Here is a 14872-nt window from a genome sequence, read left to right on the forward strand (position 1 = left end):
AAAAAATGACTCAGCTTTATTTAAAAAAAATAATGACACCTGTCGGTGAACTTCAATTGGTTGCTCATGATCAAGCATTGATTGTTGTCGCTTGGGAAAATGCACTTCCTCAGTTTATCCGAAATCAAATCGTCATTCAGCGGGATGATCACGAGATTTTATGCATTGCCGAAACACAGCTTCGCGAATATTTTTTAAAACAACGTCAGGTATTTGATTTGCCCATAGAACTTTATGGGACAGAATTCCAACGCTCGGTATGGAATGCGCTGTTAAAAATTCCTTTTGGAGAGTCTAGAACGTATAAGCAAATTGCTGAGGATGTTGGGAATGTAAAAGCGGTAAGAGCTGTAGGCTTGGCCAATGGAAAAAATCCTATCGCGATCATTGTACCTTGTCATCGTGTAATAGGTGTCAATGGCAAGCTGGTCGGATTTTCAGGAGGTGTGGAAAATAAGCTTAAGCTGCTGCAGCTTGAAGATGATGAGTGGTGATGTTATAACAGCATAAACATATGAAATACAAAAATTATGTCTAATGAAAATCCTATAATTACAATTGTTTTTAATCTCATATCGCAGTTATGGTGGTTGATCTTAATTCTAGCAATCATCCCTGTATTCAAAATGTTTGTACCTTATATCAAAGGAAAATTGGGTGAATACATTGTCCAATATCATGCAAAAAAATTTTTGAATGAGGACTATATTTTACTGAATGATCTAACATTTTTGGATCAGGACAATCAGACCACACAGATTGACCATATTTTATTGAGTCCTTATGGAATATTTGTGATTGAGACCAAAAACTATAAAGGTTGGATTTTTGGCTCATCACATCAAAAAATGTGGACTCAAAAAATTTATAAATCTAGCCATAAATTTCAAAATCCATTGCACCAAAACTACAAGCATATAAAGGTTTTAGACGGATTGTTAAAAGATTTAATCGATTCAAATCTGTCGATACATGGGTTAATAGTTTTCGTGCCTAATTGTGAGTTTAAAACACCAATTCCTGTACATGTTCATTGGGGTAAAAGTTGGATTGAAGAAGTTAAAAGCTACCAAATGAAAGTGATTGATGATCGTAGACTACAGAGAATTAAATATCGTATTGAAAAAGCAGCGCTTCAAAAATCGTGGAAAACCAATAGAGAACATATCCGATCAGTCAAAGAAAGACTAAAAGATTAATAAAAAAAAGCCCACAGTCAGTGGGCTTTTTATTTAGAAGCGTTTTGGAATTCTTTGGCCACCTTCAACTGGGATTTCAGCACGTTTTAATACACCAAATAGCCATGTTTCCGCATGGTGAACTGCATTTTTAATTTGATCACCTTGTGCCAATCTCCCTGCAATAAAACTAGCAAGAGAACAGCCTGAACCATGATACTCACCTTCAAGACGAGGACATTTTGTTTCAGAGACCATATCACCGTTAATGTAGAGTGCATTTCTAATATAAGTCGGTGTGTCTTCGTGACCACCTTTGACTAATACAGCTTTAGCACCCATTTCAAATAACTTCTGTGTAGCTTGATCTAAATCTTCACAGCCGGTTAATGCGCGAAGTTCAACGGTATTCGGTGTAAGAATCGTAGCAAGAGGAATCAATTCAACAAAAGCCTTGACCAATGTTGCTTGATTTCCTAATGAGCCACCACTATTGGCAACCAAAACTGGATCGAGTACGTATTGGAAATCAGGATGTGCTCTTAGGAATTCTGCCAAAGCGGCGATATTGTCGGTAGTGCCGAGCATGCCAGATTTCACTACTTTGATAGGAAGATCGTTCACTACAGCATTCGCTTGAGCCAGCAGTAAATCTTTTGAGGTTGCTTCAAATCCAAAAACTTGTTGAGAGTTTTGAATGGTTAACGCTGTACATGCGATTGCTGCATGAGCACCACTTTGGCCGATCGCTTCAATATCTGCTTGTAAGCCAGCACCACCAGATGGATCTAAACCAGAAAAGCACAATACAGTAGGGCGCACAACAATGTCCTTCATTGATCAATTTGGAGTAGTATAGGCAAGTTTCTGAGAAGTCTCGATAGCATTTCTAAAAAAGGTACAGCATGATTAAAAATATTCTCATTGATTTAGATGGAACGCTAACTGATCCTAAAGTGGGTATTACGACTTCTGCACGCTATGGTTTAGAAAAAGTAGGTCATTTTATCGCGGAAGATGAGAATATTGATTGGATTATTGGACCACCTTTAAAAGCCTCTTTGGCCAAAATTTTGAAGGTTGATGTGAATGATGATTTGGCGGAACAGGCTTTACTTGGTTATCGTGAGCGCTTTGCTGTAAAAGGTTTATTTGAAAATTTATTATTTGAAGATGTAGCAGAAACATTGGCAACACTTAAGAACAAAGGTTACAGATTGTTTTTAGCTACTGCAAAGCCTGAAGTGTATGCTCAGCAAATTCTTGAACATTTCAATCTTACACCGTATTTTGATTATGCCTATGGCAGTGAGTTAAATGGTGACCGCACCAATAAAGCTGAACTTATTGCATATATTTTAGAGCAAGAAAAAATCAAGCCAGAAACCTGTTTGATGGTAGGGGACCGAGAGCATGATATTATCGGTGCTCGAAAAAATGGAATTGAAACGATTGCGGTGGAATACGGTTATGGCAGTGATGCAGAGTTAGCCGCTGCTGCACCCAAAGCCAGAATTCAAGCTTTCCATCAAATTTTAAATTATGTTGATTAATCTAAGCCGAAATTTGGGCTCAAGAGCAACTCTCAAGAGATTGCTCTTCGTAGCTTAGCTTAGATCCAAATACAAGGATTCTTTGACCTCTTCCATCACGATGTAACTATGGGAGGATGCTGAGGACGGAAGCATTTTAAGCAGGTCACCCAGTAGTTGGCGATAAGCACTCATTTCTTTTAGTCTCGCTTTCACCAAGTAATCGAATTCACCTGAAATTAAATGACATTCTAAGACCTCAGGTATCTCAACTAAATTCTTGGCGACTTGATCAAAAACATCTCCAGATTTCGCCGATAATTTAATTTCTAGAAAAACGAGTAAATTACGCTCCAATAACTCCGGATTTAATCGGGCGTAATAGCCCATAATAATGCCATCTCGTTCTAGTCTTTTCACTCTTTCCGAGCATGGGGTTGTAGAAAGATTTACTTTTGCAGCCAGTTCACTAATGGCAATACGACCGTCCTTTTGCAGAATATCTAAAATCATACGATCAGTGCGATCTAATTTCCGCATGAATAATTTCCTTATTTTTTAATTTTTTCAGGATAAAACCCTTAAATTACCTAAATTATAACGATTAAAAGAGTGAAAAAAACTATTAAAGCAAAAATATACTAGTGAAATAAACTACACAGTGCTGAGGGATAGTTCATGCGCGTTATTGTATTAGGTAGTGGTGTCATTGGTGTTGCAAGTGCGTATTACCTAGCGCAACAAGGAGCAAGCGTCACTGTATTAGATCGTCAATCAGGTCCTGCCGAAGAAACGAGTTTTGGCAATGCAGGACAGATTTCTCCTGGGTATTCTACACCATGGGCCGCACCAGGAATTCCATTTAAAGCGGTTAAATGGATGTTTCAACATCATGCACCATTAGCAATTAATGTAGATGGAAGCTTGTGGCAGCTGAAATGGATGGCTCAAATGTTGAAGAACTGCAATGCGGCACATTACGCCATCAATAAAGAGCGTATGGTACGTGTTGCTGAATACAGTCGAGATTGTTTAAGAGAATTACGCGAAAATATTGGCATATCTTATGAGAATCGTTCAAAAGGAACATTACAAATTTTTCGTAAGGATGCGCAATTAGAAGCAGTTCAACGAGACATTGAAGTTTTAAAAGAAACAGGTGTCGAATTTGAGTTATTAGATCGTGAAGGTCTAGGTCGAGTTGAACCTGCATTAGCGGAAGTTAAAGACAAATTAGTCGGTGGCTTACATCTTCCAAATGATGAGACTGGCGATTGCTATATCTTTACCAACGCGCTTGCTGAATATGCAAAAGGTATTGGTGTTGAGTTTAAATTTAATCAAAATGTTGAAAAACTCGTAGTTGAAGGTGATGAAATTAAAGGCGTTGTTGTCGACGGTCAAGTACTTACAGCAGATCGTTATGTACTTGCCTTCGGTAGCTATTCACGAGATTTTATTAAACCATTAGGTCTAGATTTGCCCATTTATCCAGTAAAGGGATATTCATTAACTATACCTATCGTGGATGCGCAATATGCGCCTCAATCAACCGTATTGGATGAAACCTACAAGATTGCAATAACTCGTTTTGATCAACGAATTCGTGTTGGTGGGATGGCTGAGTTAAGTGGTTTTAATAAAGAGTTAAATGAGGATCGCCGTGGCACCTTAGAGATGGTAACACGTGATTTGTTCCCAGGTGGAGATATGGCACAAGCCAGTTTCTGGACGGGACTACGACCGATGACACCAGACAGTACGCCTATTATCGGTGCGACGAAATATAAGAATCTATTTTTAAATACTGGACATGGCACGCTCGGCTGGACCATGGCATGTGGTTCTGGAAAGCTGATTAGTGATTTAGTGCTGAATCGGACTCCAGAGATTAGTACCGATGGACTTTCAATTCAACGTTATAACCACGCAGCTTAAAGGCTGCGTGGTTTGCTATTAAAAAATATAATAGGACAAGGAATATGTCTCGCCCGATACAGGCTGTCATTCATTTAAACGCAATCAAACATAATTTGAAAGTTGCTAAGCAACATGTGCCAAATGCCCAAATTTTTGCTGTTGTAAAAGCTAATGCTTATGGTCATGGGATCGAGCGCATTTATTCAGCCTTAGTGGATGCAGATGGAATTGCACTTCTAGAGCTGAGTGAAGCACAACGAGTTCGAGATTTAGGTTGGAAAGGCCCAATTTTGCTTTTGGAAGGTATCTTTCAAGAAGCAGACTTACAGTTGTGTCACGATTTAGATCTTCAATTTACCGTTCATAACGAGATTCAAGTCGAATGGATTAAGCGGTTTAGTCTTGATGCTCATTTTAATATTTTTTTGAAAATGAACAGTGGCATGAACCGTTTAGGATTCCAACCTCAACGTTACCCTGAAATTTGGAGTCTGTTAACTGAATTGCCGCAAGTGGCATCAATCACTCACATGACACATTTTTCTGATGCTGATGGCGAGCGCTTGAATCAGGTTGGGGTTGACTATCAAATTTCAGTATTCAATCAAATCGTCAGCGTTTTAGGTGGTCCTTGTTCACTAAGTAATAGCGCAGCCATTCTTAGACATGCCAATCATGTCCACTCTAACATTGTACGTAGTGGCATTATGTTGTATGGGAGTTCACCGGATTATCCAACCCATACTATTCAAGATTGGGACTTAAAACCAACAATGTCTTTAAGAAGTGAATTGATTGCAATTCAAGAAATTAATCCTCAGCAAAGTATTGGCTATGGATCGTCATTTTTTGCAGAACAAGCTATGAAAATTGGCATTGTCGCTTGTGGATATGCAGATGGATATCAACGGATTACTCAATCTGGCACAGCAGTGCTTGTGAATGGGCAAAAAACTTCTTTAATTGGTCGTGTAAGTATGGACATGCTAGCTGTTGATATCACGCATATTGAAGATGCAAAAATTGGCAGTGAAGTCGTACTGTGGGGCGTCTCAAAGTATGGAAGTTTGTTACCGATTGATGAGGTCGCTGCAGGAGCGAGTACTGTGGGATATGAGTTAATGTGTGGCGTAACGACGCGGGTTCCATTTGTTCTAGAAATTTAATGTTAAAAATTCAACGATCAACACTAGGATCGATACTGAGTAATCAAGGAATTAATATGCAAAATCAGGATATTCAAAAATTCAATAGTAATGGCGTGATGAGTGCAGTTACAGTCTTTAATCAAGTGGCTTATCTTTCTGGTCAAGTACCTAAGATTACGACGCCTGATATCGCCTTACAAACGAAAGATGTGCTGAATACGATCGACGCTCTTTTGGCTCAAGTAGGCACAGATAAATCTCGTTTATTGTCAGCACAAGTTTTCGTGAAGAATTTGGAAGATTTTCAAATCTTCAATCAAATTTGGATTGAATGGATGGAGGATTCAATACCACCATCACGAGCAACCATTCAGGCTGACCTCGTTAATCCAGAATGGTTAATTGAAATCGCAGTGATTGCTGCATTGAAATAACTGAATATAAGTAAGACTTCACGAGGAAGAGTCATTTATGGCTCCTCTCATAATAACAAAATCTCTCGAATCTCAGTTTGAAGCGGAATTTAGGCTGATCGATTAGATTAGATGGTGTAAAAGGATGTTGAATAATGACAACCACAAATATTGATGAACAATCATCTCCCAATGAATTACAGCGTAAGCTTTCAAATCGACATTTACAACTCATCGCCATCGGTGGAGCGATTGGTACAGGGTTGTTTATGGGCTCAGGAAAAACGATTTCACTTGCAGGACCTTCAATCATCATCATTTATATGATTATTGGTGCTATGTTTTTTTTCTTGATGCGTGCCCTTGGTGAAATTCTTTTATCTAATCTGCACTACAAATCATTTATTGATATGGCACATGATCTCATTGGACCAGGTGCAGGGTATTATATTGGTTGGTCATATTGGCTGGGATGGATTTTGGTCGGTATTGCTGATTTAGCAGCAATTATCAATTATCTCAGTTTTTGGTTACCTCCAGATCAAATGTTTACCCCAATGGGGCAAGCAGCGATTAGTGCAGGATGTGTCTTATTCATACTCGCAATTAACTTAGTCACTGTAAAACTTTTTGGTGAAATTGAGTTTTGGTTTGCATTAATCAAAATTCTAGCCATTATTGGATTGATCTTGGTGGGTACCTTCATGGTGTTTACGAGTTTTCAGTCACCAAGTGGAGCTGTTGCAAGCTTCAGTAACATTTGGTCTCATGGTGGAATGTTCCCGAAAGGAACCATGGGTTTTTTGGCAGGCTTTCAAATCGCAATGTTTGCCTTTGTTGGTGTAGAGTTACTCGGGACGATGGCTGCGGAAACCAAAGATCCTGAAAAAAATTTACCAAAAGCGGTTAATGCTATTCCGACACGTATTATCATTTTCTATGTGCTTTCGTTGATCATGATTATGTCTGTGACACCTTGGATCAATATCCCAGCAGATCAAAGTCCATTTGTCACATTATTCTTATTTGCGGGTATTGGTTCAGCTGCTGTGATTATGAACCTAGTGGTTTTGTCTTCTGTGATGTCTTCCATGAACAGTGGTGTCTTTTCTACCAGTCGAATGTTATTTGGATTGGCCCGTGACGGCCAAGCCCCTCAAAAGCTAGCAGAACTTTCAAGTCGTGCCGTACCTGCTAAGGGATTAATCTTTTCATGTACATTTATTATGACCGGTGCAGCATTTCAGTATTTTGTGCCAAATACGATGGAAGCTTTTACATTAGCAAGTTCGCTGTGTGTGATTCTTTTCATTAGTATTTGGGCGATTATCATGGTGTGCTATATACGCTACCGTAAATTTCGACCTGAGCTACATGAAAAGTCGAATTTTAAAATGCCGGGTGGAGTGGCAATGTCATACGTTGTATTGGCATTTTTGCTATTTGCATTAATCATTTTAAGTTTAGAGCCAGACACGCTTAAAGCTTTGATGATTAGTCCAATCTGGTTAATTCTGTTGGCTGTAACATATCGTGTTCTTTATAAACCACGTATGCGTAAGCGTAACCATAATTAATTTTTAGAGAAAAAAAACCTCCACGAATGGAGGTTTTTTTATATTCTTTAGTTAGAATGTAGGTTTGACCACAACTAAAATTACAACTGCGAATAAGATCAATGTGGGCATTTCGTTGAAATAGCGCCAGAACTTATGACTTTTATAGTGTGCATTATCAATGAGTTTTTTACGGTAATATCCACACATTAGGTGGTATATGACCAGTAATCCGACTAAACCAACTTTTAAATAAAACCATAAAGCTTCATGATAATGTCGAGTTGCATCACCCCAGTCCACTAAAAAATGTGCAGTGATCAATGTTGCGATCATCGCAGGCCACATAATGCCACGATAAAGCTTACGTTCCATGACTTCAAAGCGTTGATGGCTTATGGCATCGTCACTCATCGCATGATAAACATAAAGCCGTGGTAGGTAGAACAAAGCAGCGAACCAACATACCACAGCAATAATATGTAATGCTTTTACCCATAGGAAAGCATCTGAAGGAGCATCCATCTAATCACCCATTATGGGCGGAATTAAATTAGCCTTCCCATTTCTTGAAAATGAGGCAGGCATTTACGCCGCCGAAACCAAAACTGTTACTCATTACAGTATTCAGTTTTGTATCGCGTTTTTCAAGTACGATATCAAATGGTTTCGCACCTTCATCAAGCTCAGTTACATTGATGTTTGGTGCAATAAAGTCATTCTGCATCATGAGAATAGAGTAAATCGCTTCTTGTACACCTGCAGCACCTAAGCTATGACCTGTCATAGATTTTGTTGAACTTAAAGGTGGTACTTGACCTTCACCGAATGCGCGTTCCATTGCTTTCAATTCAGTCACATCACCAGCTGGTGTAGATGTGCCGTGTGTATTTACATAATCAATTTTTTCAACACCATGCTGTTTTGCTTCATCGAGTGCCATCAAGATGCAACGTGTTGCACCTTCACCTGATGGTGCGACCATATCAGCACCATCAGAGTTGGCTGCATATGCAACGACTTCAGCAAGAATATTTGCACCGCGCGCTTGAGCATGCTCAAGAGATTCAAGTACCACGAAACCACCGCCGCCAGCAATGACAAAACCATCACGATCAGCAGAGTAAGGGCGAGAAGCGGTTTCTGGTGAGTCATTATATTTTGAGCATAAAGCACCCATTGCATCAAATAATAGACTTTGTGACCAATGGTCTTCTTCACCACCACCAGCGAGCATTAGATCCTGTTTGCCAAGTTGAATCAGGTTGTATGCGTAACCAATGGCATCAGCTGAGGTTGCACAAGCACTTGTAATAGAGTGAGCGATACCTTGTAATTTGAATGCCACACCAACGTTAGCTGTAATAGTATTTGACATATTGCGTGGAACAAAGAAAGGGCCAATTTTACGTGCGCCTTTCTCTTCAAGAAGTTCAATCATTTCAGCGACAGAAGCTGTAGAGTTGCCGCCTGAACCACCCGCAATACCATAACGAGGATTGCCCGCAAGATCTTCAGCTGTTAGACCCGCATTTTCAACTGCAGCGACTGCAGCGTTATAGGCATACATCGCACATACACCCATGAAGCGTTTCAGTTTACGGTCAATACCGTCAAAATTTTGTTCTGCTGCAGCACTAACATGACTTTTAAAATTAAGTTCAGCATAAGTTGGGTTAAAACGTGTGCCTGAAATACCATTTTGTAAGGCATGATTTACATCTTCTAATGTATTACCAATGCATGAGTTAATGCCCATACCAGTGATTACAACACGTTTCATTTACAATTCCCTATTATGGTGAAGTCATTTTATGGAAAAATTCACATCGATTTGATTGGATGTAAAAGACCATAAGATCTTGTCAAAAATTCGTATCATGATATCAGAATCTATTTTAAATTCTTATGGCAAATCAATATCGCAGCGTTAAAACGCTTATTGGCAGATATGTTCACTATATTGCAACCGAATAAAACACGATAAAGTTGAGATAACTCTTGACTGCACATAGAATTTTAAACATAAGTGATAAATGCGAAGGAGGGTTGTAAATGGCAAATTCTAATAATAAGCAATCTAGCGGACTGGTATCAAAAGCATTTGGAGTGGCTAAAAAGCTCAGTGCTACTGGATTTGAACTGGCACAACATGTTGCACCAGGATCAATTGCGAAATTGACGCAACAACCTGATCCACAAAAAATTATTGACATAACTTTAGATGAGAGAAAAATGACTGAACAAAAAAAGTACGAAACCCCTCAACAATTATTTCGTGATCATGTCCCTCAAATTTCTCAAAAAATTTTTGGTCGTCATTACAGTAAATTAAATAATGTTGCTTCTTTTATCTCTCCGGACTTAAACAACAAAGTTGCAGATTATTTTTTTGATAAATTAAATGATTTTGTTTCTGAGTTAAGTTCAGTTGAGCATGTATTAAAGGAAGTTGGTGCAAAAAGCTTGGATGAACTTAAATCAAGCCCTGATCGTGCGAATCGTATCGGTGAAGCATTAGCCAATCAAAATAAGTTGATTGCAGCGGTTCAGGGGGCAGTGTCTGGTGCGACAGGCGTAGTTGGTACGGCCATCGATATTCCTTTCTCGTTGGCATTTACGTTGCGTAGTATTTACCAAGAAGGGCGCGCGCACGGTTTTGAACTTAATCATCGTCAAGAGCAAGAGATCGTTGAGTATGTATTCAAACAAGTCGATTTAGGTGTTATTGCGGAAAAGCAAACACTTTTAGTGGCATTAAGAACAGTCACAAATTTATTGGGAACACAAGATACTCATCAGCTACAAACCCTATTGGGCTCTAGTAACGACTTCACGGCTTTAAAAAATTGGCTGAGTAATCCTGAAGGTGGTTATAAATGGAATTGGTTGAATCAGATTCCTCAAATTTCAATTTTATCTAAATTAGCACCTGTGGCTGGTGCTGGTATTGGTGCAGTATATAGCTGGCGTTTGGTGGAAGAGGCTCATTCTAAAGCTAGAGCTGTTTTTTCAGGAGCACAGCAGTACATTCTCCAACATCCAGATGAGCAGGTATCTGTTCAGGAGGCCTTTGAGCGCGGTACAGAATTATTAAAGCAATCTTCACTCGCATTGAATTCCACAGTGTCAATCAATAATGAGTTAGTGGTTGAGGTTGAAGAGTTTGCAAAAAAACTTGAAGGAGAAGAGTCTATTCAAGTTGATGAGTCTGCAGTTCATAATGATTCAATTTCAGCAATTAAAATTGAAGCAAAAACTGCGGAGTCTGAAAAAGAAGAAGCGGTCAGTGTTGAGGATGGTCTTAAGGCCTTAGCTGAAAAACATGTGGAATCGGCTTCTAATGAAAGTGTTCAAGACGCTGATAAAGACCAGCCTCAAGGCGAACCTATTGTGCAGGTAAAAGCACCCCCTAAGCGTCGTAATTCAAAAAAGAAAGACGAAGCAGCAAACTCACTACCTACGTCACAGAAAAAACAATAAATTTAGTTATGAATGGTTGATCAAATCATTCTGAAAATTTCGTTGTAAGCACACAATGGTCAATATTTGATGTCATGTTGAATGTTGACCATTTTTACTTCTTGGCTTACAATTGCATGCCCTCAAAAAGTAGTATTTTTTGGGGCTTTTTATTAACGGGAGAATTGCCACATGGCAACAACAAATCAGTTGATCCGTAAGGGTCGTACGACTTTGATTGAAAAATCAAAAGTTCCTGCGTTGAAGGCTTGTCCACAACGTCGTGGTGTTTGTACACGTGTTTACACAACTACACCTAAAAAACCTAACTCAGCAATGCGTAAAGTTTGCCGTGTTCGCTTAACTTCAGGCTTCGAAGTATCTAGCTATATCGGTGGTGAAGGCCATAACCTACAAGAGCACAGTGTTGTTCTTATCCGTGGTGGTCGTGTTAAAGACTTACCAGGTGTACGTTACCATACCGTTCGTGGTTCTTTAGACTGTGCTGGTGTTAAAGATCGTAACCAGTCTCGTTCTAAATACGGTACTAAGCGTCCTAAGAAATAATCTAATTAGATCATTTTCTTAAACGTATAGAACTGCAATCCTTTATCGTCTCGCTTGTCTGATTTCTGCATTTAATTTTGTGAAATTCAAGCGACGTGTAGTAAGGCCAGCGAATAGTACATGACACTTTGTACTGCTGCTGGATAAACCTGAAGTGTCATATTTATAGGTAGTATTAAAATGCCAAGACGTCGCGTAGTCGCTGCTCGTGAAATCCTTCCGGATCCTAAGTTCGGCAGCCAAACAATCGCTAAGTTCATGAACCACGTAATGCAAGATGGTAAAAAATCTATTGCTGAAAGTATCGTTTACGGTGCTTTAGACCGCGTTCAAGAAAAATCTAAAGTAGACCCAGTTGAATTTTTCGAGACTACTCTTGAAAAAGTTCGTCCTATGGTCGAAGTAAAAGCACGCCGTGTTGGTGGTGCTACATACCAAGTTCCTATGGAAGTACGCCCATCCCGTCGTACTGCTCTAGCGATGCGTTGGTTAGTAGATGCTGCTGCTAAGCGTTCTGAAAAAACTATGGCGTTACGCCTTGCTGGTGAGTTGCTTGACGCAGCTGAAGGTAAAGGTTCAGCGATCAAGAAACGTGAAGATGTGCATCGTATGGCTGAAGCCAACAAAGCCTTCTCTCACTACCGTTTCTAAGCGGATAAAACAGCCCCTATTCAGGAGGGTGGTAAGTCGGGTTTCACTGATTTGTCATCGAATCGCTTTAAGCTGCTCAGCAGCTTAAAGCGTCCTGTTTTAAACAACAAAATTTAGGAATGCAAGAAATCATGGCTCGTCAAACCCCAATTTCTCGTTACCGTAACATTGGTATCTCAGCACACATTGATGCTGGTAAAACAACGACTTCTGAACGTATTTTGTTCTACACAGGTGAGAGCCACAAACTAGGTGAAACTCACGAAGGTTCAGCAACAACTGACTGGATGGAACAAGAGCAAGAACGTGGTATTACTATTACTTCAGCAGCAGTAACTTGCTTCTGGAAAGGTATGGCTAACCAGTTCGAACAACACCGTATTAACGTAATTGACACACCGGGACACGTTGACTTCACGATCGAAGTTGAGCGTTCTATGCGTGTTCTTGACGGCGCGTGCATGGTTTACTGTGCTGTAGGTGGTGTACAACCTCAGTCAGAAACTGTATGGCGTCAAGCGAATAAATATAAAGTACCTCGTATTGCGTTCGTTAACAAAATGGACCGTACAGGTGCAAACTTCTTCCGTGCTGTTGAACAAGTAAAAACACGTCTTGGTGGTAATCCTGTGCCAATCGTGATTCCTGTTGGCGCAGAAGAAAACTTCCAAGGTGTAGTAGACCTTATCGAAATGAAAGCGATTATCTGGGATGAAGCATCTCAAGGTATGAAGTTTGAATACGGTGAAATCCCTGCTGACCTTGTTGAGCTTGCTCAAGAATGGCGTACAAACATGGTTGAAGCTGCTGCAGAAGCATCAGAAGAACTCATGGATAAGTACCTAGAAGAAGGCGATTTAACTAAAGAAGAAATCGTTAATGGTCTTCGTGCGCGTACATTGTTGAATGAAATTCAGCCAATGCTTTGTGGTTCAGCGTTCAAAAACAAAGGTGTTCAACGTATGTTGGATGCTGTTATTGAATTCTTACCAGCACCTACTGACGTTGATGCAATTAAAGGTATCTTAGACGACAAAGATGAGACAGAAGATTCTCGCGAAGCGTCTGATGAAGCACCGTTTGCTGCGCTTGCGTTCAAAATCATGAACGACAAATTCGTAGGTAACTTAACATTCGTTCGTGTTTACTCAGGTGTTTTAAAAGCTGGTAGTGCAGTTTATAACCCTGTTAAATCTAAACGTGAACGTGTTGGTCGTATTGTACAGATGCACGCTAATGACCGTCATGACATCGAAGAAATTCGTGCGGGCGATATCGCGGCATGTGTAGGTCTTAAAGACACGACTACAGGTGATACACTTTGTGACGAAAACAACGTGATCACATTAGAGCGTATGGAATTCCCAGAGCCAGTAATTGCACTTGCAGTTGAACCTAAAACTAAAGCTGACCAAGAAAAAATGTCAGTTGCTTTGGGCCGCTTGGCGAAAGAAGATCCATCATTCCGCGTTCGTACTGACGAAGAATCTGGTCAAACAATTATTGCAGGTATGGGTGAGCTTCACCTTGACATCATCGTTGACCGTATGAAGCGTGAATTCGGTGTTGAAGCGAACATTGGTAAACCAATGGTTGCTTACCGCGAAACGATTAAAAAATCTGTTGAGCAAGAAGGTAAGTTCGTTCGTCAAACTGGTGGTAAAGGTAAGTTCGGTCACGTATATGTACGTTTAGAGCCAATGGATCCTGAAGCTGGTAAAGACTACGAGTTCGCTGAAGAAGTTGTCGGCGGTGTTGTACCTAAAGAATTCTTTGGTGCGGTTGACAAAGGTATTCAAGAACGTATGAAGAATGGTGTCCTTGCTGGTTACCCAGTTGTAGGCATCAAAGCGACATTGTTCGATGGTTCTTACCATGATGTCGACTCTGACGAATTATCGTTCAAAATGGCGGGTTCTTACGCATTCCGTGATGGTTTCATGAAAGCAGATCCTGTTCTTCTTGAGCCTATCATGAAAGTTGAAGTAGAAACTCCAGAAGATTACATGGGCGATATCATGGGTGACTTAAACCGTCGTCGTGGTATGGTTCAAGGTATGGACGATTTACCTGGCGGTACTAAAGCAATCCGTGCTGAAGTTCCACTTTCTGAGATGTTCGGTTACGCAACACACATGCGTTCTATGTCTCAAGGTCGTGCGACTTACTCTATGGAATTTGCTAAATATGCCGAAACTCCACGTAACGTGGCTGAAGGCATCATTGCTAAGTTCCAAGCTGGTGGTAAAAAAGGTGACGACGAGTAATCTTTCGATTACTATAAGCCCAACTAATTCATAGTTTAAAACCAAGTGCTCATGGAGTGATCCTCCATGAGTAGTTTAAAAAGGAAAATCTCATGGCTAAGGCTAAGTTTGAACGTAATAAGCCACACGTTAACGTGGGCACAATCGGTCACGTTGACCATGGTAAAACAACTTTAAC

16 protein-coding genes are annotated in these 14872 nt (G+C 40.0%); 12 read left to right on the forward strand and 4 right to left on the reverse strand.

The features are described 5' to 3' along the window. Window positions 1–5 precede the first annotated feature (5 nt). Window positions 6–494, forward strand: coding sequence for a methylated-DNA--[protein]-cysteine S-methyltransferase (locus AC1M87_RS14060; protein ID WP_481594040.1), 489 nt, complete (start codon window positions 6–8; stop codon window positions 492–494). A 36-nt stretch (window positions 495–530) separates the two neighbouring features. Next, a complete protein-coding gene (locus AC1M87_RS14065; protein WP_481594041.1) occupies window positions 531–1199 on the forward strand; it encodes a nuclease-related domain-containing protein in 669 nt (222 codons plus the stop codon). Between the two features lie 33 nt (window positions 1200–1232). On the opposite strand, the gene AC1M87_RS14070 is transcribed toward AC1M87_RS14065, so the two are convergent. Beyond that, entirely contained in the window at window positions 1233–2000 is a 768-nt protein-coding gene (locus AC1M87_RS14070) for a hydroxymethylpyrimidine/phosphomethylpyrimidine kinase (RefSeq protein WP_035268321.1), read from the reverse strand. 83 nt (window positions 2001–2083) lie between these two features. Between AC1M87_RS14070 and AC1M87_RS14075 the strand changes: the two genes are divergently transcribed. Beyond that, window positions 2084–2731 (forward strand): HAD-IA family hydrolase, encoded by a 648-nt coding sequence (locus tag AC1M87_RS14075; protein WP_092768637.1) that lies wholly within the window; start codon window positions 2084–2086, stop codon window positions 2729–2731. 54 nt (window positions 2732–2785) lie between these two features. Here AC1M87_RS14075 and AC1M87_RS14080 read toward each other — a convergent pair whose 3' ends face one another. Beyond that, entirely contained in the window at window positions 2786–3250 is a 465-nt protein-coding gene (locus tag AC1M87_RS14080; RefSeq protein ID WP_092768640.1) for a winged helix-turn-helix transcriptional regulator, read from the reverse strand. A gap of 138 nt (window positions 3251–3388) precedes the next feature. On the opposite strand from AC1M87_RS14080, the gene AC1M87_RS14085 reads away from it, so the two are divergent. From AC1M87_RS14085 to AC1M87_RS14100, 4 genes are all read left to right on the forward strand, one after another. Next, on the forward strand, window positions 3389–4648 hold the full coding sequence (locus tag AC1M87_RS14085; RefSeq protein WP_481594042.1) for a D-amino acid dehydrogenase: 1260 nt from the start codon (window positions 3389–3391) through the stop codon (window positions 4646–4648). A gap of 44 nt (window positions 4649–4692) precedes the next feature. Continuing rightward, complete coding sequence (gene alr / locus AC1M87_RS14090) at window positions 4693–5796, forward strand: alanine racemase (RefSeq protein ID WP_481594043.1); 1104 nt, start codon at window positions 4693–4695, stop codon at window positions 5794–5796. A gap of 56 nt (window positions 5797–5852) precedes the next feature. Beyond that, complete coding sequence (locus AC1M87_RS14095; RefSeq protein WP_035268302.1) at window positions 5853–6212, forward strand: RidA family protein; 360 nt, start codon at window positions 5853–5855, stop codon at window positions 6210–6212. Between the two features lie 134 nt (window positions 6213–6346). Continuing rightward, window positions 6347–7768 (forward strand): amino acid permease, encoded by a 1422-nt coding sequence (locus tag AC1M87_RS14100; RefSeq protein ID WP_481594044.1) that lies wholly within the window; start codon window positions 6347–6349, stop codon window positions 7766–7768. Between the two features lie 51 nt (window positions 7769–7819). Here the strand turns inward: AC1M87_RS14100 and AC1M87_RS14105 are convergent, their stop codons facing one another. After that, entirely contained in the window at window positions 7820–8272 is a 453-nt protein-coding gene (locus tag AC1M87_RS14105; protein ID WP_035268308.1) for a CopD family protein, read from the reverse strand. Window positions 8273–8300: 28 nt separating this feature from the next. Further along, entirely contained in the window at window positions 8301–9530 is a 1230-nt protein-coding gene (locus AC1M87_RS14110; protein WP_035268310.1) for a beta-ketoacyl synthase N-terminal-like domain-containing protein, read from the reverse strand. 272 nt (window positions 9531–9802) lie between these two features. Here AC1M87_RS14110 and AC1M87_RS14115 point away from each other — a divergent pair, with 272 nt between their 5' ends. The 5 genes from AC1M87_RS14115 to AC1M87_RS14135 form a co-directional block, all read left to right on the forward strand. After that, window positions 9803–11230 (forward strand): EcsC family protein, encoded by a 1428-nt coding sequence (locus AC1M87_RS14115; protein WP_481594045.1) that lies wholly within the window; start codon window positions 9803–9805, stop codon window positions 11228–11230. Window positions 11231–11401: 171 nt separating this feature from the next. Further along, a complete protein-coding gene (gene rpsL, locus AC1M87_RS14120; protein WP_004648013.1) occupies window positions 11402–11776 on the forward strand; it encodes a 30S ribosomal protein S12 in 375 nt (124 codons plus the stop codon). A gap of 180 nt (window positions 11777–11956) precedes the next feature. Continuing rightward, entirely contained in the window at window positions 11957–12427 is a 471-nt protein-coding gene (rpsG, locus tag AC1M87_RS14125; RefSeq protein ID WP_004648014.1) for a 30S ribosomal protein S7, read from the forward strand. Window positions 12428–12558: 131 nt separating this feature from the next. After that, window positions 12559–14694: an elongation factor G gene (gene fusA / locus AC1M87_RS14130; protein WP_481594046.1), complete on the forward strand. Its 2136-nt coding sequence runs from the start codon at window positions 12559–12561 to the stop codon at window positions 14692–14694. Between the two features lie 92 nt (window positions 14695–14786). Continuing rightward, a partial coding sequence (locus AC1M87_RS14135; protein ID WP_001029592.1) for a GTP-binding protein occupies window positions 14787–14872 on the forward strand: 86 nt, incomplete at its 3' end.

The sequence above is a fragment of the Acinetobacter sp. 24-47-62 genome (assembly GCF_056779765.1).